We start from the raw sequence: 24020 nt of genomic DNA on the forward strand, positions 1-24020 counted from the left end.
TGTATCTTCCTTCACGATCTTATTTACTGCTCTTTATCTTATCATACCTTTTGGAAAAAATTATATGATATGAAAGGAGACTACCGATTAATTAGTAGTCTCCCTATTCAAATAGGACTCGGGCACAAAAAACTCAATATGCTGCTGTAAATTGCGAAATTCTCCTGGTAAAAGTCCACCATATTCTCCGTCTATATTAAGCTGCATCTTGTCCTCTGGGGTTACGATAATATGCTTTGCTTTCGTATAGATAACATGCTTATCGTCTAAATGAGCTCCTCTTAAGGCTAAGGTGACGATACGAATAAACTCTGCTAGATTCGTTTTCCGTAATATTAACAAATCAAAATACCCATCATCCAAACAAGCATCCGGAGCTAATTTCTCGAATCCACCAACAGAATTTGTATTGGATATTAAAAATAACATAATATCTTCTTCTAGAACGGTTCCATCATACTCTATTTTGACATGAGCTGGCTTTAATGATGGTAGCATTTCAATTCCTTTTACATAATAGGCAAGCTGACCAAGCATCGTTTTTAGCTTACTTGGAACATCATAGGTTAGTTCCGTAAGCTTCCCACCGCCAGCAATATTAATAAAATAATGTTCATTTACTTTCCCTATATCTAGAAGCATCGAATGATCTTCTAAAATAACATCTACTGCCTTCTGAATATCCCGAGGAATCGTTAATGCCCTAGCAAAGTCATTCGTAGTTCCTACTGGAATGACTCCTAGTCTTGGCCGATAATCCTGCTCAGCTATGCCGTTTATTACCTCATTGATTGTTCCATCTCCACCAGCAGCGATAACAACATCATATCTCCGCTCTACTGCTATTCGTGCAGCCTCGGTTGCATCGCCTTCACCAGTAGTAGCATGTGCCGATGTTTCATATCCAGCTTTTTCCAATTTTTCAAGTACTGCTGGTAATTCCTTTTTAAATGCCTCTCGGCCAGAAGTAGGATTATAAATTATACGGGCCCTTTTCATCTTACTTGTCCCCTCTCCAATGCTACATTATGCTAGAAACATATATAATAGTCTTTCTTTTAAATAAGTAGATAATTTTTCATGCATTATTATCATAGCCATATTTTTGGGTTTTGAAAAGCATTACGAAAAAAATTAACTTTAATTGCTTTTACTATCACTTTTTCTAGTATTTCTTAGAAAAGGTCTGTAAATTTATCCCCAGTATCCTTTTACCAGCTTTCTGAAAAACTATGAAAATAGAAAAAAAACAGGCTGTCGAGATTAATCGACAGCCTGTAGTGACGGTACACTACTTTTCAGTGTGCTTAATTTTATTTGTTTGTAAGCTTAAAGTTCTCAACTAATTGGTGCAGTTCTTCTGCAACCGTAGTTAATGAAGCAGCAGAACCTGCAATTTCTTCCATCGATGCAAGCTGTTGTTGTGTAGACGCTGAAACATTTTGTGTTTCGTCTGAAATTGTGTTCCCTATTAACGCTACCTCTTGGAATGTATTGTTAAATTGCTCTGTAGCCGAGGAAATTTCTTTTATTTCCGTAGTAATGCGCATAATCTGATTACTAATAGTGTCTACATAACCAGTTATATTTTTAAACGACAGACCGGCATTATTGGCAATATCTATTCCTTTTTCTACTTCTGCAGTTGCTGTTTCCATTGATTTAACTGTATTGATTGTTTCTGTTTGGATTGTTCCTATTACATCTTTTATTTGTTCAGCCGAGTGTGAAGATTGTTCAGCGAGCTTACGAACCTCATCTGCTACGACAGCAAAGCCTTTGCCGTGTTCTCCAGCTCTTGCTGCTTCTATCGCTGCATTTAATGCTAGTAAATTCGTTTGTTCAGAGATATCGGTAATAACATCAACAATATTACTAATTTGTTCAGATAGCTTACCGAGCCCTTCAATATTACTAGAAAGCTCATGAGTATTTTGCTTAATATATTCCATCTGCGTAATTGTTGTACCCAGAGCGTTGTTTCCTTCAGTTACTGCTGACTTTGCATTCGTAGCTGTACTAGAAACTTCATCAGAGCTTAATGCAATTTGATTTATCGACTCTGCCATTTCTTGTGCTAATTTAGAGCTTTGTGAAATACTACTATTTTGATTATCCATGCTCATTGCAACTTCTTGAACCGATGTAGAGATTTGTTCGGTTGCTGAAGTATTTTGATCTGTACTTGCATTTAATTCTTCCGCAGCTCCCGCTAGGCTTATCGATTTATCTCGAACCTGAAGAATAACTTGATTTAGGTTTTCACGCATCGTATTAAATGCCTGAGCCAATGTTCCTAATTCATCATTTCGTTTTAAGTCGATAGCAACACTTAGATCACCTTGACTCATCGTATTACTTGCATCCATCAATTCCTTGATTGGCTTTGAAATAGAACGAGTAATGAACACGATTAATATCCCACCAAGTAATAAAGATGCCACAATGACAATTAAAGTAGTATTCAGTATCGGTCTTACTCCTTGTTTGATTTCATCATCATACATCGTACCAACAATTTTCCAACCAGTTAATTCACTTGTATCAAATGCTGATTGCATTTGTTCGCCTTCTATTTGATAGCTGAGTTCCCCTTCGGTTGTCTTATATAGTTCTTCTAAAAATGATTCTGTTGCTTCTGTTCCTGCTTCATTAGTAGGATGGCTAATATATTTCTTTGTTCCGTCTAATAAGAACATATATCCCCCCTCACCAATAGTTACAGAGTTAATAATTTCAGTTAGGTTTCCTAATTCTAAATTCACCCCAACTACACCCTTATTATCTGCAGTCACCTTAGCAATTGTAACAACAATCTCACCAGAGGATGACGAAACATATGGATCCGTTACTACCACATTTCCTCTATCGGCAATTGCCTGCTCGTACCACGGGCGTTTTCTTGGATCATAATCTGGTGGATTCACAAAAGATGAAGGAGCATTCATAAATTCCCCTGTTTCTGTACCAACATAAATTTGTTCGTATACAGCATCTTTGGACTTCTGTATTTCGTCTAATATGTCCCTTGTTCTATCATCATGATCATCTTTTATATCGGTAGTATTAATTGTGTTAGCTAAATAATTAACAATATCCATCTGATTTAGAACAAATTGATCTACCGTTTGTCTCATGATACTGACATTCTTTTGTGCAGAATCTATCATACTTTTTTCCATATTTGAACTGGAGCTCTGATAAGAAATCGCTCCAATTGCGATAGTTGGAATTAATAAGACGATCAAGAAAGAAACGACAAGCCTATTTCTTAAACTTATTGATTTAGTCCTTTTTTTCTCTTTGTTTGTTTTACCCTTCAACACAACATTTCCTCCTAACATTATGTAAATATTTTCACAAAGTCTATATCGGACTAAACTCCTAATTTGTTTATCTTTTTTAAGATAATAAAACTACTATGAAAAATTCGATAATTACATCAACTTTTTATAAAAGAGAAGTTGTATAATAAAAAAGCCTGCAGAATGTGTATTCTGCAGGCTTTGATTTTTAATGGCTATCGTTTATCCATTTCCTCTATCAAAATCTTGTTAACCATTGGTGGGTTAGCTTGTCCTTTGGTTGCTTTCATTACTTGTCCTACAAGGAAACCAAGTGCACGGTCTTTACCATTTTTATAATCAATAATAGATTGTTCATTTTCATTTAAAATTCCTGTAATCACTTCACGTAATTGACCTTCATCTGAAATCTGAACTAGACCTTTTGCTTTAACGATTTCTTCTGGATCGCCACCCTTTTCAACTAATTCAGCAAAGACTTTCTTCGCTATCTTAGATGAAATAGTACCTTCCTCAATAAGTTTAATCATTTTTCCTAAACCTTCTGGAGTTAATGCAAGGTCATGAAGTTCTTTTAAATGCTTGTTCATGTATCCAGATACTTCACCCATTAACCAGTTAGATGCAAGCTTAATGTCAGCACCATTTTTGACGGTTTCTTCAAAGAAATCAGCCATTTCCTTTGAGCTTGTTAGGTTTGTTGCATCATACTCCGATAATCCCAATTCCTCGATATAGCGCTGTTTACGGGCATCCGGTAGTTCTGGAATTTCCTTACGAATTCTTTCCTTCCAGGCATCATCGATATAAAGCGGAACTAAGTCTGGTTCTGGGAAGTAACGGTAATCATCTGATCCTTCTTTAACACGCATCAGAATTGTTTCTTTTGTTTTCTCATCAAAACGACGTGTTTCCTGTAGGATTTCACCACCAGATAATAAAACTTTCTCTTGACGTTTTTCTTCAAACTCAAGACCCTTTTGAACAAAAGCAAAGGAGTTTAAGTTCTTTAATTCTGTTTTCGTTCCAAATTCCTTTTGTCCATATGGACGAAGAGAAATGTTCGCATCACAGCGAAGTGACCCTTCCTGCATTTTCACATCGGAAACACCAGTGTATTGAATAATTGTTTTTAACTTCTCTAAATAAGCATATGCCTCTTCAGGTGTACGCATATCTGGTTCAGATACGATTTCAATTAACGGTGTTCCTTGACGGTTAAAATCAACATAAGAATATCCATCTTCACCATGTGTTAATTTACCTGCATCCTCTTCTAGGTGAACTCTAGTAATACCGATTTTTTTCTTTTTACCGCCTACTTCAATTTCAATCCAGCCATGTTCGCCAATTGGTTGATCAAATTGTGAGATTTGATATGCCTTTGGATTGTCTGGGTAGAAGTAGTTTTTTCGGTCAAATTTCGTATCTGTTGCGATTTCGCAATTTAATGCCATAGCCGCCTTCATTGCAAAGTTTACAGCTTCTTCGTTTAGAACTGGTAGTACACCTGGATATCCTAAGTCAATTGGGTTCACGTTTGTATTTGGTTCAGCACCAAAGGCATTTGGGCTTGGACTGAATATTTTTGACTTCGTTTTTAATTCCACGTGCACTTCAAGACCAATAATCGTTTCAAAATTCATTAGTTTGCACCTCCGATTTGAGGTCGTTTTGTATGATGATCAGTTGCCTGCTCAAATGCATGTGCTGCACGGTATACCGTAGCTTCATCAAAATGCTTTCCAATAATCTGTAATCCAATTGGTAGGCCATCTGGTGAGAAGCCACATGGAATGGAAATACCTGGAACTCCAGCAAGGTTAACTGGAATCGTTAAAATATCATTTGCATACATGGTTAATGGATCATCGATTTTTTCTCCTACCTTAAAAGCAGGAGTTGGTGTAGTTGGCCCAATTACCACATCATATGTTTCAAAAATTTTATCGAAATCATTTTTGATTAAGGTACGAACCTTCTGCGCTTTCTTATAGTAAGCATCATAATAACCTGAGCTTAATGCAAAGGTACCTAGCATAATACGACGCTTAACCTCTTCACCAAAGCCTTCACTACGAGACTTTTTAAACATATCAATCATATTCTCTGCTTTTTCTGAGCGAACTCCATACCGAACACCATCAAATCGTGCAAGATTTGCAGAAGCCTCAGATGAAGAAATTAAATAATATGCTGCCACAGCATATTTAGAATGAGGTAGAGAGACCTCTTCCCATGTTGCACCAAGTGATTCATAAACCCTTAGCGCCTCTAATACTGCCTCTTTCACCTCAGGATTTACACCCTCTGCCAAATATTCTTTCGGTACAGCAATCTTCAATCCTTTTACATCACCAGTTAAAGACTCAGTATACGTAGGAATATCAATATTAGCACTTGTGGCATCCATCTTGTCATGACCAGCAATAACTTCTAATACTCTTGCATTATCTTCTACTGTACGGGTTAACGGACCAATTTGATCAAGTGATGATGCAAATGCAACTAATCCAAAACGAGATACAAGACCATATGTAGGCTTTAATCCAACCACTCCACAAAATGCAGCTGGTTGACGAATAGAACCACCTGTATCAGAGCCAAGAGAAAATAACACTTCCCCTGCAGCTACTGCTGCTGCTGAGCCACCACTAGATCCTCCTGGAACATAATCCGTATTCCAAGGGTTACGTGTTGGTGTGAAGCTTGAGTTTTCATTAGAAGAACCCATCGCAAACTCATCCATATTTAATTTTCCAATGGTTATCGATTTCTCAGCATTCAATTTTTCAACAACAGTTGCATCATAAAGGGGATCATTAAAGTTTCGTAAGAACTGACTGGCACATGTTGTACGTAATCCCTTCGTTACGATATTATCTTTAATTCCAGCAGGGATACCGAATAATTTTGCTATAGTATCCTCAAGTGAATCCAATTCCTTCGCTTTCGAACGAGCATTTTCTTCATCTAATGTTAAGAATGCATGCACCTTATCGTCTACTTCTTTGATTCGTTTATAAGAAGTGTCCACAAGATCACTAACGGTAATCTCTTTATTATGTAATTTCGCTTCTAATTCTTTTATACTATGATCAAACAATGACATTGTGTTCCCTCCTTATTCCAGAATTGATGGTACTCGGAATTGTCCATCCTTGTGATCAGGAGCATTTTTTAATGCCTCTTCTCGTGTAATCCAATGTCTAGGCTCGTCCTTACGCATCACATTTTTAAGGTCTAATACGTGAGTTGTAGGCTCAATCCCATCTGTATCGATTTCGTTTAATTGCTCTGCAAACGAAATAATCGCACTTAGATGGTCTGTAAACATTTCAGCTTCTTCTTCTGTTATTTCAAGGCGAGCAAGATTCGCAACATGCTTCACTTGTTCCTTTGTAATACTAGCCATTTTTTTGCACCTCCACCAATATATTGTATACTATCCAATTGATATAAAAAATCATCTACAATACTATTGATAATAGCAGAATTCCCTAGGCTTAGGCAAATTTTAGGGGAATACGTACATACGAAAAGAGGACACTTCTAGTACCGAAGTGTCCAGCCTGTTTGTAACTCATTTCATTTTGATTGTGCTCTTGCCTGATCAAATTCTGTCTTCATTTCAATTGTTGGTCTACCTAGTAAACTGACGAATACCGTAAATAATAGGTTTAGGATAAAGCCTGGGACAATTTCATATAAATCAAATATTCCACCCTTTAAGAAACCTCCCCATATTACTACGGTTAACGCACCTGCAATGATACCTGCTAATGCACCATTTCTTGTGATGCCTTTCCAAAACAATGACAACAAAATAGTCGGCCCAAATGCTGCACCAAAGCCAGCCCACGCATAGCCAACAAGTTCGAGAACAGAGCTTTCTGGATTCAATGCTATGATAGTCGCTATTAGTGCGATAACTACGGTTGCTATTCTACCTACCCAAACTAGTTCTTTATCAGATGCCTTTCTTCTAAAGATAGCTTTATAAAAATCCTCTGCAACAGCTGATGAAGATACTAGTAATTGAGAATCAATGGTGCTCATAATAGCAGACAAAATAGCTGCAAGTAGGATTCCTGCTATAACTGGGTGGAATAAAATTTGCGAGAAGGCGATAAAGATTGTTTCTTCATTATCCAATACTTGAATACCACCTTGTTCGATAACCTTAATACCGATATCACTTAATACACCTACATCCTGTGTACTGATAAATGCAATCCCTGCAAACCCAGTAAAAATTGCACCATATAGTCCTAGAATCATCCACGTTGTACCAATAACTTTTGCTTTTGGTACATCTTTATGGGACCGTAATGCCATAAAACGCACTAAAATATGTGGCTGGCCGAAATACCCAAGCCCCCAAGCTGCACCAGAAATGATAGCTATCCCACCAGCAAATGTGCCAAATCCTGCCATAATATCTAAAGCTGACGGATTTAACTTTCCTACCGCTTGAATAGTCGCATCCCAGCTACCGACATGGTTAATTGCCACAATTGGGACAACAATTAATGCAAACAGCATTAACAGCCCCTGGAAGAAGTCCGTCCAAACAACAGCCAAAAAGCCCCCTAAGAAAGTATATGAGACCACAACAAGTGCACCAATCCATAGTGCCAAATGATAGGGTAATCCAAAAGATGCCTCGAACAATGTTGCTCCAGCAACCATGCCAGAGGATGTGTAAAAGGTAAAAAACAAAAGGATGACTAGTGCAGAGCTAACACGAAGAATATGTGTATTATCTTTAAAACGATTTTCCAAAAAGTCCGGAATTGTAATCGAATTATTGGAAACCTCTGTATATACTCGAAGTCTTTTCGCGACAAATTGCCAGTTTAAATAAGCACCAACAGCAAGACCAATGGCCATCCACCCACCATAGGCACCACCAAAGCCAGAAACATAAATAGCTCCCGGCAGACCTAAAAGCAGCCAGCCACTCATATCTGAGGCCCCTGCACTAAGCGCCGCTAGGCTTGGACTTAAGGAGCGCCCACCTAATACATAGTCTGATAGATTATTGGTTCGATAATACATGATAATACCAATAATCAGCATTCCAATTAAATATACAATAAAGGTTATTAAAATCGTGATATCCACTTATTTCCTCCCCCTATTAGCTGTTATTAACGAATAGATAGATAAAATAATCAACAGTGGCATAGGGACAAACATCCAAAACCATGTTGCACCTGTTAATGCATACTCCTCCAATGCAATACCCTCCTCATTTTGTTTTTTCCTTCCTTATGAAAAGTGTATGCGAGTGGTCTTTTGCTTTACTACTATTTTTAGTGCAAAACCTCTTTTAAATAAAAAAAGACCTGAAATAGCTTCTAGACTACTTCAGGTAAAAATCTATCATATAGTAATAGGGTAAAAACAAAGATTACTGACAAGCTTAAAAAATTGATTGCTTAGAAATTAAAGGTTAACGCTAAAAGATGTTGCCTTTTGGAAAATAGGTGGATGTGCTTCGCCACCATGAACTAAATCGCTTTGCTGATTCTCTTGTAAGAACAAGAATCCTCCCATTAAAATCACTCCTAATGCTACTGATGCAATCATTTTTTTCATGAACTATCCTCCTTTACAAATTAACTACTTCCTCAAATGTGAGGTTAGCTAGTTTATAGTATTTTACAGAGTCCTTATACCTTCCAACATCTTCAAAATGCTTTGCTAACATTTTTGAAAATAGAATTAAATTAGCATGGTCCTTATGTTTTTTGAGATAAGGGATAAGATCCTCTGTTACTAACGTTGTAAATTTCTCATAGTCACCATTTATTGCATGAATATAAGAGTGAATAATATAGTAATATAAATCGTAGAACACACTATTTCTAGCCTGACTTAGGATGACTTTTGCTTGTTCAATTATCTCTAATGCTTTATCAAAGTTTTGTAGCTTATAATATTCCTTAATAAGGTTTGTAATTGCTATTAATCTTTCATTTATGCCGACTGAATCATCGTCTATTGCTTGAAGATAGTATTTAATTGCTTGCTTTGATTCACCCATAACAGCATATAAATAACCTAAGTTTTGATTTGTTAGCTGAATTACATTATTATTCTTGTTCAATTCACCTAAATGTCTTGCAAGATTATAATGTTTAATTGCTTTTTGATACATTTTAATTCTCCGATAAGAAATACCTAAAATAATATGGCATTGTGCACAGCGGAGAAAATTATATTCTTTTTGAAATATCTCAATCGCTTTATCCGCATATTCGATGGCTTCTAATGTATGTAATAACGTACTGTGTGTGACAGAGATTACATAATATAAATCAGCAATTTCACTGTCTGGTAAATTTAAATAGCTTATCTTTCCCTCTGCTAAATTATACATTCTCAATGATTGATTGTACTCATTGCTAGTGGTAGCATAATTCCCTTTAAATTTGTACCAGTAGTACATTTGTAAGTTATCAAAGTTACCAGAAAGTTCATTTAGGCTGTTAATCTGTTCTAATGCATTATCAAATTCTCCTAAGATTAAAAAATACCGAATCTTATGAATTTCAAATAACATAAGACTATCAGATCGAACAACAGCAAGTAACTCATTTAATTCATTATACTTATCAATCATTTCATTTTTATCACTAGCATCGAAAAGCATATTAAACCACTCTTCACATTTCTCTTTAATGGTTATCGTTTGATCTCCATCAAGATCAATGCCAAGGCGTGTACAAAGCATACTAACGACTTCTGGGCTTGCCTCTGCTCGGAGGTTTTCTATCTTTGACAAATAGGACATAGAAACAATTCCTTCTGCTAGTTCTTCCTGTGTCATACCTTTTTTGACACGTTGCAATTTGATAAAGGAGCCTATTTCCATGTTACTTTCCTCCTAATTTTTGTCTCTATTTCTATTTGTTATCTATATAATAACATAATTCAAACTAATTGATATTGGGAAAGTTGGGGGTAAAAAGTACTAATAAAGCCCAAAAAACTTTCCTACTTTCCTAAAATGAGGAAAGTAGGAAAGTTTTTAGACAAAAAGATAAAAATTCATGTCGAAAAGTGTAAAAAATAGTCGAAAATCTAAATCATTTTACTTTTTATTTCCTAACTTTCTTGAAGGCGTAAAAAGACCTCTTTCGATTAAAATTGAAAGAGGTCTTTTTGATTATAGCATTTCGGAAGTTGTTTTACCTTGCATATGCTGAATCAAATAGTCAGGTCCTCCAGCTTTTGAATCTGTTCCTGACATATTGAAGCCACCAAATGGTTGGTAACCAACAATAGCAGCGGTACATCCACGGTTGAAGTACAGATTACCAACATGGAAGTCTCTACGTGCTTGTTCTAAGTGCTCACGATTATTCGTAATAACGGCACCAGTTAATCCATATTCTGTATTATTAGCAATTTCAATTGCTTCATCAAAATCTTTTGCCTTTGCTAATGCAACAACAGGACCGAAGATTTCTTCTTGCATTATACGTGCATTCGGATCTAGGTCAGCAAATACAGTTGGATTTACAAACCATCCTTTTGAGTCATCACCTGTGCCACCAACTAGTAACTGACCTTCTTCTTTTCCGATCTCGATATATTCCATAATTTTATCATACGATGCTTGGTCAATAACTGGACCCATATAATAATTTTCTGTAGGGTTTCCAACCATTAGCTCTTTTGTTAACTCAACAATACGTTCCTTTACCTGATCATAAACCTCTTCATGAATAACGGCACGTGAACAAGCAGAACATTTTTGTCCAGAAAAACCAAATGCAGATTGTACAATAGATTGAGCTGCCAATTCTAAATCTGCTTGATTATCTACCACAATAGTATCTTTTCCGCCCATTTCAAGGATAGTACGTTTTAACCACTTTTGACCTGGATGAACTTTAGCTGCACGTTCAAAAATTCGTAATCCTACCTCACGAGATCCAGTGAAGCTTATGAAACGAGTGCGTGGATGATCAACTAAGAAGTCACCAACTTCACCACCAGGACCAGGAATATAGTTAATCACTCCAGCAGGTAGACCAGCTTCCTCTAGAACCTCCATGAACTTATAAGCGATAACAGGTGTTACACTTGCAGGCTTCAATAATACGGTATTACCAGTCACCATAGCTGCAACTGCTGTTCCTGCCATAATTGCAAATGAAAAATTCCAAGGGGAAATAACTAGTCCTACTCCTAATGGAATATAATCAAAGCGGTTAATTTCAATCGGACGACTATTTACTGGTATACCATCTTTAAGTTGAAGCATTTGTCGTCCATAAAATTCCATGAAGTCAATTGCTTCTGCAGTTTCTCCGTCTGCTTCCTTCCAAGGCTTACCTGCTTCTTTTACAAGCAGTGCAGAGAATTCATGCTTACGACGGCGAACAATAGCAGCGGCACGGAACAAAATATCTGCGCGAAACTTTGGATCAGACGTTCTCCAGTAAGACTTAAATGTTTCATCTGCTACTTTCATTGCTTTTTCAGCAAGTTCTTTATTAGATTTTGATACATAACCGATAACTTCCTCTTTGTTACTAGGATTAACGGAAGTAATTTTATCCTCAGTGGTAATTCTTTCACCACCTATAATAAGTGGGTATTCTTTACCAAGGTCTGCTTCAACCTTTTTGATAGCATCTAGCATTAATAGTTTATTTTCTTCCACTGTATAATCAGTAAAAGGTTCATGCTTGTAAGGTATTACCATGTTTAAAACCTCCCAATAATAGAATCCGATTTTTCCAATGCTCGCTCCGTTCTCGAATATAAAATAAAACTACCATTCATTGATTCATGTTATGAATCTACATGTCTGCTTACACTTGAATCAAAAGCCTTCATTGTGCTTATGTCCATACATGTATTGTGAATGTCAAAAAAACGGAGTGGAAAAATATCCACTCCTATTCTAACGCAAACTCTACTACTCTTCAAACAATCTATACATCTAATGGAATATATGGACAGTAGGATCTTCCTTTCCAGCCTCCCGATAAATATATCCTTCCAGCCTTTGACTAGAGCTAATTTTAATTTCTATATCATATTTATTAGGAAATTTATCCTTTACTAATCCATACGTGTACTGTGCAAAGCCAATTATCTCTGCCTTTCCATTAAACTCAATAGGAACCTCTATTTCTAGCTTTTGCAGCTCATCATTGACATAAAAGCCCTTTCCAATGTATCCCACATAATTAGGGAAAAAATCTGAGATTTCAACACCAAATGTATTTACGATTTGTGCATCATCAAAGTGTTTATCTTCTGCTTCATTTGATGGAAATAGAATATAATCTTCCTTTATTGCATCCCATCCGTCTATACTCATATCATTTTCTTCCACATAAGTTTTTGCCACAAAGTTACCAGGAACAGCAGATCCACTTTTTTCTTCTCTGTATAGAGCAATCATGATAGGAACCTTTTCTAAACCTTCAACCTTTCGCAAACGCTCCAATACAGCCTGTGCTATTTCTTCACCCTTCGCAAGCATCTTTTTTTCTGAGATATCCTCATAATAATATGGGCCACCAACCTCTGTTTGAAAACGATATTGTGATTTTAGAGCAATTCCTATGGAAGCACCAACAAGCTCTACCGTATTATTTTCCGTTCTTCTTAGATAATTCTGCTCCAAAATATGGGATAAATAACGAGGGTTTTTTCGATAGGTCTCCTCACTCGAACCTTTTTCAACAATGGGATTGAGGTCATCAATCCAGCTAAATACTGTATCTGAATCCAAATATTGGCCCTCTTCAAAGTAATATTTGTTAGGATCAAAATATTCCTTTGAATGTCTCATCAAGCCCTCTTCTAGCTCATCAATATCTAATCGGTTACCCGCCATTTGATTTGTAATAACCCCTCTTGCTCCACTTGTACGATATGGCAAGATAACACGATAATCCTCATCAGACAATTTATAGGTTGGAACAATCGATGTCTGACCAGTCTTTTCTTCTTCCTTTTGAACGACATCGTCCTTTTTATCATTTATCTTAGGTCCACAGCTCGCTAAAAAGAGAAGCAAACTTAGAAGTATAATAGTTAGTTTTTTCACGCTACCCCTCCTTAGCCTTCCAGCATTTGTAAAAATTGTTCTTCATCCCAGATTGTAATTCCAAGCTCAACTGCTTTATCATATTTAGAACCAGCATCTTCTCCAGCTATAACGATATCTGTTTTCTTACTTACACTTCCAGTAACCTTTCCACCTAACGCCTCAATTCGTTCCTTTGCTTCTGGGCGAGGCATTTTCTCCATTTTACCCGTTAATACGACAGTCTTTCCAGCAAATGGACTAGAGCCACCTTCAACTTCGACACGTTTTGGTCCTTTATACGCCATATTTAATTGGAGTTCCTTTAATTCAGCAATTAAATCAGCGACTTCCTCTTCAGAAAAATATTGCACTACTGAATCTGCCATCTTGTCGCCAATCTCATCTACAGCAATCAACTCATCAAAGGTTGCCTGTTGTAATCGGTCCATTGTTTCAAATTCTGCGGCAATTGTTTTAGCAGCCTTTGCTCCAATAAATCGAATTCCTAAACCAAACAGTAATCGCTCCAACGAATTTTCTTTTGAAGCTTCAATTGCTTGGAGTAAATTATCAACTGATTTTTCTCCCATACGCTCTAGCTTTAGTAATTCATCCCGTTCTAGACGATAAATATCTGCTATCGTATGAATCAAGCCTTCCTGAAAAAGCTGATGAATAACCTTTTCACCGAGTCCATCTATGTTCATGGCATTTCTAGAAACAAAGTGGATTAATCCTTCCTTTAGCTGTGCTGGACAGCTTGGATTAATACAGCGTAGTGCTACTTCTTCCCCCAAACGCACTAATTCACTTCCACATGCAGGACATTCTTTTGGCATAGAGAACGGCTGTTCTTCACCGTTTCTATTTTCTGGAATAGCCCGAACGACCTCTGGAATGATATCTCCTGCTTTCTTTATAACGACAGTATCACCGATTCGAATATCTTTTGCACGAATGAGATCCTCATTGTGTAAGGAAGCACGTTGCACTGTAGTACCTGCTACTCGAACTGGATCTAATATTGCAGTTGGCGTAATGACTCCAGTACGTCCTACACTTAACTCAATATCTCTTAATTTGGTAACAACCTCTTCAGCAGGAAACTTATAGGCAATAGCCCAGCGTGGACTTTTAACAGTAAAACCTAATTCTTCCTGAACGGCTAAATCATCAACCTTGATCACAATACCATCAATTTCATAGGAAAGATTTGGCCGCTCTTTTGTCCAAAATTCCACATATTCAAGTATTTCTTCTATCGAATGACACTTTTTCCATTCAGGATTTATTTTGAACCCAAGTTCCTTTAATTGCTTTAGTCGTTCACTATGGGAGGATACTGGGTCTGCTTCCCATTCACCTATTGCATACAAGAATACATCTAGATTACGAGATGCGGCGATTTTCGGATCCAGTTGTCTTAAGGAACCCGCCGCTGCATTTCTTGGGTTAGCAAAAAGCTCTTCCCCATTTTCCTCACGCTGCTTATTTAACGCAATAAACGATTGATGTGGCATATAGCATTCCCCACGAACCTCAATCCTTCGCTTCTCTTTGATAGAAAGTGGGATACTTTTAATAGTACGTAAATTGCTAGTGATATCTTCCCCAGTCGTTCCGTCTCCACGTGTCGCACCACGGACAAATTTCCCATCCTCATAAATAAGCGAAATAGCTAGCCCATCAATCTTTAATTCACATACATAGGATAAATCTTTATTGGTTCCTTGGCTTGCTCGACGTGCAAAATCACGAAGATCCTGCTCATCGAATGCATTACCTAAGCTCAGCATAGGTATTGTATGCTGTACCTTTGTAAATCCCTCAAGAGGAGCTCCTCCTACTCGTTGTGTAGGAGAATCTGCCGTGATAAGCTCAGGAAATTCCTCTTCCAGCTTAAGAAGTTCATGTAGCTTCTGGTCATATTCCGAATCTGGAACTGTCGGATTATCCAAAACGTAGTACTCATATGCATATTGATTTAACATTTCCTTTAAGGAATCAATTTTTTCTTGTGCTTGGGCTTTATCCATGCGACAAGACCTCCTACTGTTTCGTAATTGGGGCAAATTTAGCTAGGAGACGCTTAATTCCAGTTGGTGCTGGAAAGGCTACATCTAGCTCCATCTTATCTCCTTCACCCTGAACCTTAACCACTGTACCGATGCCCCATTTTTTATGCTCGGCTTTATCTCCAGGCTTCCAGGTCTCATTTTCAGCACCAGTTGTCGTTTGAAGTCGTTCTGCTCGGCGTCTTAGTTGTGGTTGTTCCGAAGGTTTGTTAATTTTAGAATCGCCACCAAATGGACTTCTAGAATGGCTACCAAAGCGATTTTCAAAAGATGGTGATGTACCAAACATCGATTCGCGAGCCTGCTCTATTCCTTCAATTAATTCTTCTGGTATCTCATTAATAAATCGACTGATTGGATTCATATTTGTGCGGCCATATAGTGTTCGCATCTTCGCATTTGTTAGGTAAAGCTGCTTCTCAGCTCTAGTAATCCCTACATATGCTAAACGTCTCTCTTCTTCCATTTCCTCATCATCAAACATTGCACGACTATGTGGGAATACGTTCTCTTCCATTCCGATTAGAAAAACAATCGGAAATTCAAGACCTTTTGCTGAATGCAGTGTCATTAACGTTACTTTATCCTGTGAATCTGGATCTTCCTCATCTACCCGATCAATATCAGCAATTAATGCTAGTTCTGTTAAAAAGGTTATCAATGATTTATCTTCACTTGTTTCTTCAAAGTTCTTTGTAACGGTCATAAATTCCTCTAGGTTTTCCAAGCGACTTTGTGCTTCAATGGAGCGTTCATTTTTCAACATTTCTTCATAGCCAGATCGTTCTAGAACTTGTTCAACCATATCTGTTGCAGTTAGGAATTCCTGCTGCTGATTCAATGTTTTAATGAGGTTACCAAATTCAGCTAGAGCAATTGCTGCCTTTTTAGATACCCCTGTAAAATCGACTTCTTCAACCGCTTGATAAAATGACAATCCGTTTTCAGTGGCATAATTTCTCAATTTTTCAATAGATGTTTTTCCTATCCCACGCTTTGGCTCATTTACGACACGTTCAAAGCTTAAATCATCGTCCGGATTCGTGATTAATCGTAAATATGCTACCATATCTTTAATTTCTTTTCGATCGTAGAATCGCATTCCCCCAACCATTTGGTAGGAAAGTCCTGATTTCATAAAAATATCCTCGACCGCTCGTGACTGTGCATTGGTGCGATAAAGAATGGCAATATCACTAGGAGAAACGCCTTCTTTACGAACTAACTCTTGTATTTTATCTGTAATGTATAAGGCTTCATCCTGCTCAGTCACACCTTGATAGTACATTAGCTTTTTGCCATCAGGATTCTCAGTCCATAGGTTTTTAGGCTTGCGTCCAGGATTATTAGCAATAACCGTATTAGCTGCTTCCAAGATTGATTTGGTGGATCGATAATTTTGTTCTAGAAACACTGTCTTTGCTGTTGGATAATCCTTTTCAAATGAGAGGATATTCGAAATATCTGCTCCTCGCCAACGATAAATGGACTGATCCGAATCTCCAACTACACATAAATTTTGAAAACGATTGGCTAATTGCTTTACTAAAATATATTGTGCATGGTTGGTATCCTGATACTCATCGACATGGATATATTGAAATCTGCGTTGATAATACTCTAGCACTTCTGGAACACGCTTGAACAAATGGATTGTTTGCATAATTAAATCATCAAAATCTAGTGATTGGTTTTTTCGAAGAATTTTCTCATACCCTTCATATACCCTAGCAACCTGGCGATCATAAAAGTTAGCGGCATTATTAGCGTATTCCTCTGCAGTGACAAGTTCATTCTTTGCACTACTAATTTGACCTTGCATCGCACGAGGGTCGAATTGTTTTGTATCAATATTTAATTCCTTCAACACCTGTTTTACCACAGATAGTTGGTCACCACTGTCTAAAATAGTAAAGCTCCGGCTATAACCAATACGATCAATGTCTCTCCTTAATATACGGACACACATAGAGTGGAAGGTTGAAACCCACATATCCACACCCTCTGGTCCAACAAGTTTACTGACACGCTCCTTCATTTCACGTGCGGCTTTATTCGTAAACGTTATTGCCAGGATATTTCGTGGCGAAACCCCTTTTTCCTCCATTAAGTACGCGATTCTGTGTGTTAGCACACGAGTCTTACCACTACCAGCGCCGGCCATAATTAATAATGGTCCTTCTGTATGTTTAACAGCTTCCTGTTGCTGCTTATTCAATCCTTGAATTAAGTCATCGATTGTTCGACTCATGTCAAAACACCTTCCTAAACATCAATTATCTTTTACTGCTTGTACGGTCTTCAATGCTTCTTTTATATTTGTGTAAATACAATTGCCAACAACAATGACATCTGCATATTCTTTCATTTCTTTTGCCTGTATAGCAGTCTCAATACCACCACCATAAAACAGCTGTGTGTTCTTAAGTTCAGACTTAACCTTCCTTACTAACTCAGGATTACCATATTTCCCGCTATACTCCATATAAAAAATTGGTAGATGAAAAATATTCTCCACCATGTAAGCATACGCTACAATATCTTCTTCACTAGGAAGCTTGCAATTAGTCTGTTGGAATGCCTTTGCTTCTTCATTCAAGATACAGTAACCCTCTACATATATTTCATCCCAGTTCATAATATCCTTATATTCCTTTATTGCTTCATGCTGTATGTCCATCATCCATTTTTTTTCATGACTATTTAGCACCATCGGAATATAGTAATAGTCAAATCCTGGAGTGATGGCCTCCATAGATGATATTTCTAATACTACAGGCACTGTATAACGACGAATACTGGAAAGTAAATCCAAGACACCATCAAGTGTTACATTATCTGTACCACCAACAATAATGGCATCCGTTCCAGATTCACATACTAATTCTAAATCTTCATCCGAAATTTCCTTAGCCGGATCTAGCTTAAAAACATGCTTCCATTCTTTCATATTCGTATACAAAGATTTAATCCCCCATCATTCATATTCCATTAATTCATTATAGCAAAAATAACGGGAACGATTTAGTAATTTGGAGGTAAATTTCATGAACTGGAGTAATGAAAAAGTAGTATACCGTATAAATTCGATAAAATAATCGAATTTATTACACATTCTATTATATAATCAAATTTATCTATAGTATTACAGTATAGTTGAACCTTTAGTAATTACTATACTTTCATCAAATATACTTGTGATATAATAAAAGTAAAATTTATGATAAATGACACACCTTACTTGTATCATTTACCGATTATATTACGTATAGACTCATTATATATTCGACTTTTAAGATTTCACTTAGTAATTAGTTACTTTAACCGATAGAATGTTTATATTCTCCTGTCGGCGAGAAAAGGAGGAGAAGCATAGTGAATAAACAAATTTCTATTTTTATAATGGATGTAAGTGGTAGCTCAAATGATCCCAAATTTGGAGAAGAACTAGAAACATATTTACAAGATCTTACTAGTTGGGTCCAAAGTTGGTCAAAGAATATTTTGAACCTGAAGATTACAACACGCATGGGGGATGAAGTCATGCTTATGAGCGAAAACTATGCTGCTGCTTATATGATTGCCTCCTACATCAGTCGTATATGGAAGTTCAAGAATCACAAACCATACTTCGGTTTAAGCTTCGGAAATATTAACAAAGACATAGAGGATATCAATTTAGATACTTGGATTCACCCTCTCGTGAAACAAGCTAGAATTGCTAATAATGAAATAAAAAAAATAAAGGATAATCGACCTTTATTCCGATTTAAATTAGACAATAACGTTAGTAATACTACGTTAATGAACTTACTGAAAACAGAGCCTAGCGGTAATTTATTTTCTGTGTTCGAAACATTAATTAATACCCTAATTGAAACACAAAACCTGTACTTTATTAGGCAAACAAAATTACAGGAATTGATTACGACCCTCCAATTAATTTTAGAGAAGCAGAGAGATATTGCCAGACTATTGAAAAAGTCCCCTTCAACCATTTCAAGCCATTTAAACAAAGCGGATGGATTTGAAGTAATCAAGTCATTCCAAAGAACAATTGAAGCACTTACATCTTTTCAAGTAACTACATTACGATTAGAGAGTATTACTTCTAGTCAGGCGGATTCAGAGATTGAATACGTATTAAAGCAACACAATCCTTACAAGACTATAGAGCAGCTAGATAAACAAATAAAAGCGCATATTAAAAAAAATATCCATAACTTCTTTGACCTGACAATTAGTTGAATGGGAAAAGAAATGGGGAAATTCTATGATACTCCTTAGCCTTATATTGGCACACTTAGTGGGTGACTTCTATTTACAGACAGATGAAATGGCAAAGACCAAGGAAAAATCTTTAAGGAAACATATCTTTCATCATTTTATTTGTCTCCTCTTCGTCACCATGGCGTACTGGTTTTCACAATCCGAAACGAAGGACTTCTTTCATCACGTCTGTTTTCCACTTTTATTTATTTTATTTTTTCATTACCTCATAGACTGCTTAAAGATTATCTCTTCTAAAGCGAATAACATCAGAAAAATGATAGGGGAGTATGTTGAAGCAAAATTGTTACTACTAGACCAAGCATTGCATGTGGTAGTAATCATTATTGCCTGTTCCTTTTTTTATAACATTCCAATCGATGTTCTTTTAAAGAAATTAAACATGTTGATTCGAACGGACACCACTTTAGGTACCCTCAATATTCTATTATTCTTAATGATCATTTTAATCCTAGCAACAACCTTTAGTGGACTTGTCATTAAAAAGGTAGTCGGTAATCTCCCAAACCATATTTCAACCTTTGAAGGAAAGCTTTCCTTTAAAATGGCTGAAAACAATAAGGAGACATCAAGAAAACCAAAAATGACAGAGGAGTATCATTATACTCTATATAATATTAATAGTTATAATCGCGGGGAGATAATTGGATATATTGAAAGGATTATCGTTATCATATTAACCTATTATTCTGCTTATCCAGCTATTGGTTTTATTATAGCAGCAAAGTCGATAGCAAGATTTAAGTTAATGGAGGAAAGAGCTTGGGCAGAATATTTCTTATTAGGCACCTTATTATCCATGTTGATAGGAATTTCCTTAGGAGTTATTACAAGAATAGTTTTAACATAGATGACAACATAAAAAGGAGAAGACCTGTTTCGGTCTCTCCTTATTTAATACACAGTTACCATCTAATCGGCATCCTGTTCCAAGATCCGCCCTAAAACTATTTTATAGCCATCACTTCCGTAATCGATACAACGTCTCACCCTGGAGATGGTTGCAGTGGATGCTTTTGTTTCCTGCTCAATTACTTTGTAGGTAAAACCTTCTGTAAGCATTTTAGCTACTTGAAGACGTTGGGCAAGGGACTGGATTTCTCCCATAGTTGCTATATCATCGAAAAATCGATAGCACTCTTCGCGATCTTTTAATGATAAAATAGCGTCAAATAGTCGATCAAGTTCTTCCCCACGTAATTTATCAATTTGCATGTCGATTCCCCCTACTCCCTATTCACCAGTAATTGTAACAGACTTTTCTATTCCCGGTGTCGTCGGAACAACATTAATCCAAGTCTTACCTGGAACAAAGCCAATGACCTTCCCGTCTTTAACAGGAATAATTCTTCCTCCCTGATTCTCCCACTGTACTTTATTAACTTTTCCGTTTTGAATCAAGTAAGCATTTCCGCCAGCATAGAAATCAATCTCACGACGTCCTGCATTATCGACTACCTCATGATGTGTCTCAACGATAAAAATATTATCAACCTGTAGTGGTTCACCTGAATCTACAGTCATTTCTCTATCATTGTATCTCGTATATTTTCCAGTGGTCTCATCATAAGCAAATTCAACAATTTCCATAGGGTTTTCCGAATAAACAATCTCAACGTGTTTGGCAACATCTCCAGTTAACGTCTTTACCTCATCTTCGTTTAAGAAGGGCAATGATTCTATACTTGCTGTAACTTCATATCCAAGACTCTCTGCGAAATCATTTACATGATTGAGTAAGAAATAGGAATTATGTGGTGCTTTTCGACTGGAATCTCGTTTGAATATTATTCCGTCATTATCATAATCCATTCCATCAATATGGTCTATCCCTCCACTTGACAACATTTCATAGACTTTCGGTGATCCACCGTGGAAGACAAACATTGCTCCATACCGATTTGCCAGATCATAATAGTACTCACGTGCACTACGAACTGGACCAACTACTTCCGGTAGTTCACTCTGGTATAACGCAAGAAAACGAGTAATCATACCCTCTGCTAAGATTTCAAATACAACATCTGCTTTAGAAAGTCCTGTTTGTGGTCTTGCGTTACTATGATTGTTTATCATGACGCCAATAATACGCTGATCAACGGATTCATTTGTTCCTAAGCCAGTTAGTGGATAGAATTTTTCAAAAACAGCTTCTGGCTGTTCTGCTTGATTTTTTTCAGTTTCTGACCCTTTTTCACTATTGGTAAGGTCAGAATCCTTTGAGCATGCAACTAATAGAATGGGTAATAGTAGAAATACCATAATTCTTCTCATGTTCCCAACACCTTTATTTTTATTTCTCTATTATTTTATACTAACGCATCGTTGCTGGGAAGATTACTTCTCGTTTTTTAATATCAATAACCCCTTCTTGCGTTATGCGTATATAAGGTAAATGTGTAGATGATAAGAAAAGGATGCTGTAAATTGGATCATTAAATTTATAGCCATATTCCAACAGCTTTTCCTTGAGTAGCTTCTCCTTCGCTATCAGTTCCTCCATGTGACCAGCAAATAGCTTTCCTCCTAATACTAAAGGGAGCTCTACGACAATCTCACCATTTTGTACAACAACAATTCCTCCACCTAATTCTTTCAGTCGTTTCCACGCAAGCAGCATATCTTGTTTATTTTTACCAATAAAAATTAAATCTCCAGTTTGAGAAAATGAACTAACAAGTCCTCCTAGGCTTGTGGTAAAGCCACGGATAGTCGTATTAACACGCCATTTCCCATTTTTATCAATTAATAAAAGAAAGGCATCATCGCGTTTTTCTGGAAGCTTCTCGACTGTGATATCCGTTTGTATTGGGTAAGGCTTTATAATGACATCGTTTACCATGTCTAGGCCAATAGGAATGGAGAACTGTAAATCCTTTATACTCATATCCCATTCAAACGCAATCGGTTTAATATGGTACTTTTCCCAATTTATTAAAGATGGTTGTTCTAGCACTTCACCATCCTTTACCAGCCACTTTCCTTTGGCTATGACACTAAGTGGATGCGGATTATCTTTTGCTTGCAAGATATTAATATTAGCTATCCGACCAGGGGCAATACATCCTAGTTGTTCCTCTAAATGGAAGTGCTTTGCTACGTTAAAAGTTGCCATTCGATAAGCTTCTTCAATAGGGACACCTTTTTGTATCGCAATATCAATACAGACATTCATTACTCCATTTTCATAAAAACCAGGTGTTGCTCCATCCGTTGTCATTGTTATTTGATCAAAATTAGTTATTCCCGCTGCTAAAATCTCTTCTAAAAGTTGTGGTAAATCTGGACGGATGGAAGAGTATCGTAGCCCTACTTGGTAGCCTAGCTTTAATCGATTAATAACATCTTCACCACTGATTGATTCATGGTCTGATGTAACACCAAGAAGCTTTAGCTTTGTAAGTGTGTTCTCCGATGCACCAGGAAGATGTCCCTCGACAGGCTTTCCCTTCCGTCTAGTCTCTTGAATCCAATATAATAAACGATCATCACCTAATAGTAAGCTCGGCCATCCCGTTAACTCCCCTCCTTGAATAACAGATGGGTGGGATAACCAATCCATGAGGTCTTCCGTGTTAAATAACTCCTCTTCATTCAATAGCGCAGTCTGCGGATCATATCGGCACCACCAGTACATAGAAACTGGTAATTTATTAAACTCCGCCAATATAGAAAACGCTTTCTTTTTGTCAGATAAAAAAAGCCATGACAAATTATCATTGATTAATGTAGTTGTACCAAACTTTGCCGCATGGTTTGCTAAAGTCTCCGGATTGTACAGTTGAAATGGGTGGGCATGAGGCTCCATATAACCAGGAACAACAAAGAACCCCTTAAAATCTACCACTTCTGTTCCATTCATTAAATTAGGTAGCTTTTCTCCAACATATACAATTCTATCCTTATAGATCCAAATATTAGCAGTTAACCATTTTTTTAAATACATATTTAAATAGGTTGCATTTTTCAGCACAAGTGTAGGGGCAATTTCCCCCTCTATTACCTTTACATGTTTACGTAGCTCAAAATTTCTCCAAAAGCCGTTCTCAAGCATCTTCAACTCTCCAAAATTTTCATTTTTTTAATTGTACCATAATTCATGCTTTATTACTGTAAAGTTTTTGTGAAGTGGAGTGAACTTTTTGTGACAGGATTGGATTTGAATGGATGATTTGTAGAGAAGCTTGTAATTAGGGTTTCTCTACCATATCAGGAATTAAGCATGTGGTATTCAGAATATTTGTGTTAAGATTATGACGTAGATCGCGAGGGAATTATTATTTA

At 36.8% G+C, this 24020-nt stretch carries 18 protein-coding genes; 2 read left to right on the forward strand and 16 right to left on the reverse strand.

Going from position 1 to position 24020, the window contains the following annotated elements; all coding sequences use genetic code 11:
* Positions 1–87 precede the first annotated feature (87 nt).
* The 13 genes from KI338_RS13090 to pcrB all read right to left on the reverse strand — a co-directional run bounded on the left by KI338_RS13090 (position 88) and on the right by pcrB (position 18396).
* Complete coding sequence (locus tag KI338_RS13090) at positions 88–999, reverse strand: diacylglycerol kinase (protein ID WP_212921456.1); 912 nt, start codon at positions 997–999, stop codon at positions 88–90.
* A gap of 314 nt (positions 1000–1313) precedes the next feature.
* Positions 1314–3326, reverse strand: coding sequence for a methyl-accepting chemotaxis protein (locus KI338_RS13095; RefSeq protein WP_244853602.1), 2013 nt, complete (start codon positions 3324–3326; stop codon positions 1314–1316).
* Positions 3327–3520: 194 nt separating this feature from the next.
* Positions 3521–4951: an Asp-tRNA(Asn)/Glu-tRNA(Gln) amidotransferase subunit GatB gene (gene gatB / locus KI338_RS13100; protein WP_212921458.1), complete on the reverse strand. Its 1431-nt coding sequence runs from the start codon at positions 4949–4951 to the stop codon at positions 3521–3523.
* Positions 4951–6417, reverse strand: coding sequence for an Asp-tRNA(Asn)/Glu-tRNA(Gln) amidotransferase subunit GatA (gatA, locus tag KI338_RS13105; protein WP_212921459.1), 1467 nt, complete (start codon positions 6415–6417; stop codon positions 4951–4953). The genes gatB and gatA overlap by 1 nt, the downstream gene beginning before the upstream one ends.
* 12 nt (positions 6418–6429) lie before the next feature.
* Positions 6430–6720, reverse strand: a complete 291-nt coding sequence (gatC, locus tag KI338_RS13110; protein ID WP_212921460.1) for an Asp-tRNA(Asn)/Glu-tRNA(Gln) amidotransferase subunit GatC — start codon at positions 6718–6720, stop codon at positions 6430–6432.
* A gap of 173 nt (positions 6721–6893) precedes the next feature.
* Complete coding sequence (putP, locus tag KI338_RS13115) at positions 6894–8432, reverse strand: sodium/proline symporter PutP (protein ID WP_212921461.1); 1539 nt, start codon at positions 8430–8432, stop codon at positions 6894–6896.
* A 324-nt stretch (positions 8433–8756) separates the two neighbouring features.
* On the reverse strand, positions 8757–8909 hold the full coding sequence (locus KI338_RS13120; protein WP_212921462.1) for a hypothetical protein: 153 nt from the start codon (positions 8907–8909) through the stop codon (positions 8757–8759).
* 13 nt (positions 8910–8922) lie between these two features.
* Complete coding sequence (locus tag KI338_RS13125) at positions 8923–10188, reverse strand: helix-turn-helix domain-containing protein (protein WP_212921463.1); 1266 nt, start codon at positions 10186–10188, stop codon at positions 8923–8925.
* A gap of 294 nt (positions 10189–10482) precedes the next feature.
* A complete protein-coding gene (pruA, locus tag KI338_RS13130) occupies positions 10483–12030 on the reverse strand; it encodes an L-glutamate gamma-semialdehyde dehydrogenase (protein ID WP_212921464.1) in 1548 nt (515 codons plus the stop codon).
* A 240-nt stretch (positions 12031–12270) separates the two neighbouring features.
* Complete coding sequence (locus KI338_RS13135; protein WP_212921465.1) at positions 12271–13389, reverse strand: CamS family sex pheromone protein; 1119 nt, start codon at positions 13387–13389, stop codon at positions 12271–12273.
* 11 nt (positions 13390–13400) lie between these two features.
* Positions 13401–15407: an NAD-dependent DNA ligase LigA gene (ligA, locus tag KI338_RS13140; protein ID WP_212921466.1), complete on the reverse strand. Its 2007-nt coding sequence runs from the start codon at positions 15405–15407 to the stop codon at positions 13401–13403.
* A 13-nt stretch (positions 15408–15420) separates the two neighbouring features.
* The gene (gene pcrA, locus KI338_RS13145) at positions 15421–17697 is read right to left on the reverse strand and encodes a DNA helicase PcrA (protein ID WP_212921467.1); all 2277 of its coding nucleotides are present in this window, start codon (positions 17695–17697) and stop codon (positions 15421–15423) included.
* A gap of 21 nt (positions 17698–17718) precedes the next feature.
* The gene (pcrB, locus tag KI338_RS13150; RefSeq protein WP_212921590.1) at positions 17719–18396 is read right to left on the reverse strand and encodes a heptaprenylglyceryl phosphate synthase; all 678 of its coding nucleotides are present in this window, start codon (positions 18394–18396) and stop codon (positions 17719–17721) included.
* Positions 18397–18821: 425 nt separating this feature from the next.
* Between pcrB and KI338_RS13155 the strand changes: the two genes are divergently transcribed.
* Both KI338_RS13155 and KI338_RS13160 read left to right on the forward strand, forming a co-directional pair.
* Positions 18822–19694, forward strand: coding sequence for an alpha-amylase family protein (locus KI338_RS13155; protein WP_212921468.1), 873 nt, complete (start codon positions 18822–18824; stop codon positions 19692–19694).
* 25 nt (positions 19695–19719) lie between these two features.
* The gene (locus KI338_RS13160) at positions 19720–20586 is read left to right on the forward strand and encodes a DUF3307 domain-containing protein (RefSeq protein WP_212921469.1); all 867 of its coding nucleotides are present in this window, start codon (positions 19720–19722) and stop codon (positions 20584–20586) included.
* A gap of 62 nt (positions 20587–20648) precedes the next feature.
* Here KI338_RS13160 and KI338_RS13165 read toward each other — a convergent pair whose 3' ends face one another.
* The 3 genes from KI338_RS13165 to KI338_RS13175 are packed head-to-tail and all read right to left on the reverse strand — an operon-like array spanning position 20649 to position 23790.
* The gene (locus KI338_RS13165) at positions 20649–20951 is read right to left on the reverse strand and encodes a YerC/YecD family TrpR-related protein (protein ID WP_212921470.1); all 303 of its coding nucleotides are present in this window, start codon (positions 20949–20951) and stop codon (positions 20649–20651) included.
* An 18-nt stretch (positions 20952–20969) separates the two neighbouring features.
* Positions 20970–22010 carry a DUF3048 domain-containing protein gene (locus KI338_RS13170; RefSeq protein ID WP_212921471.1) on the reverse strand — a complete coding sequence of 347 codons (1041 nt, stop codon included), beginning with the start codon at positions 22008–22010 and terminating at the stop codon, positions 20970–20972.
* Between the two features lie 40 nt (positions 22011–22050).
* Positions 22051–23790 (reverse strand): adenine deaminase C-terminal domain-containing protein, encoded by a 1740-nt coding sequence (locus KI338_RS13175; RefSeq protein ID WP_212921472.1) that lies wholly within the window; start codon positions 23788–23790, stop codon positions 22051–22053.
* Between the last annotated feature and the right edge of the window lie 230 nt (positions 23791–24020).

It is taken from the genome of Ornithinibacillus bavariensis, assembly GCF_018333235.1.
Lineage (GTDB): Bacteria > Bacillota > Bacilli > Bacillales > Amphibacillaceae > Ornithinibacillus > Ornithinibacillus bavariensis.

Excerpts from the sequence above, each read along its gene's own strand:
- pruA (WP_212921464.1), bottom strand. The coding sequence starts at position 12,030 with ATGGTAATACCTTACAAGCATGAACCTTTTACTGATTATACAGTGGAA.
- KI338_RS13170 (WP_212921471.1), bottom strand. The coding sequence starts at position 22,010 with ATGAGAAGAATTATGGTATTTCTACTATTACCCATTCTATTAGTTGCA.
- pcrB (WP_212921590.1), bottom strand. The coding sequence starts at position 18,396 with ATGAAAGAATGGAAGCATGTTTTTAAGCTAGATCCGGCTAAGGAAATT.
- KI338_RS13125 (WP_212921463.1), bottom strand. The coding sequence starts at position 10,188 with ATGGAAATAGGCTCCTTTATCAAATTGCAACGTGTCAAAAAAGGTATG.
- KI338_RS13165 (WP_212921470.1), bottom strand. The coding sequence starts at position 20,951 with ATGCAAATTGATAAATTACGTGGGGAAGAACTTGATCGACTATTTGAC.
- KI338_RS13120 (WP_212921462.1), bottom strand. The coding sequence starts at position 8,909 with ATGAAAAAAATGATTGCATCAGTAGCATTAGGAGTGATTTTAATGGGA.
- gatB (WP_212921458.1), bottom strand. The coding sequence starts at position 4,951 with ATGAATTTTGAAACGATTATTGGTCTTGAAGTGCACGTGGAATTAAAA.
- pcrA (WP_212921467.1), bottom strand. The coding sequence starts at position 17,697 with ATGAGTCGAACAATCGATGACTTAATTCAAGGATTGAATAAGCAGCAA.
- gatC (WP_212921460.1), bottom strand. The coding sequence starts at position 6,720 with ATGGCTAGTATTACAAAGGAACAAGTGAAGCATGTTGCGAATCTTGCT.
- KI338_RS13175 (WP_212921472.1), bottom strand. The coding sequence starts at position 23,790 with ATGCTTGAGAACGGCTTTTGGAGAAATTTTGAGCTACGTAAACATGTA.
- gatA (WP_212921459.1), bottom strand. The coding sequence starts at position 6,417 with ATGTCATTGTTTGATCATAGTATAAAAGAATTAGAAGCGAAATTACAT.
- ligA (WP_212921466.1), bottom strand. The coding sequence starts at position 15,407 with ATGGATAAAGCCCAAGCACAAGAAAAAATTGATTCCTTAAAGGAAATG.
- KI338_RS13160 (WP_212921469.1), top strand. The coding sequence starts at position 19,720 with ATGATACTCCTTAGCCTTATATTGGCACACTTAGTGGGTGACTTCTAT.
- KI338_RS13090 (WP_212921456.1), bottom strand. The coding sequence starts at position 999 with ATGAAAAGGGCCCGTATAATTTATAATCCTACTTCTGGCCGAGAGGCA.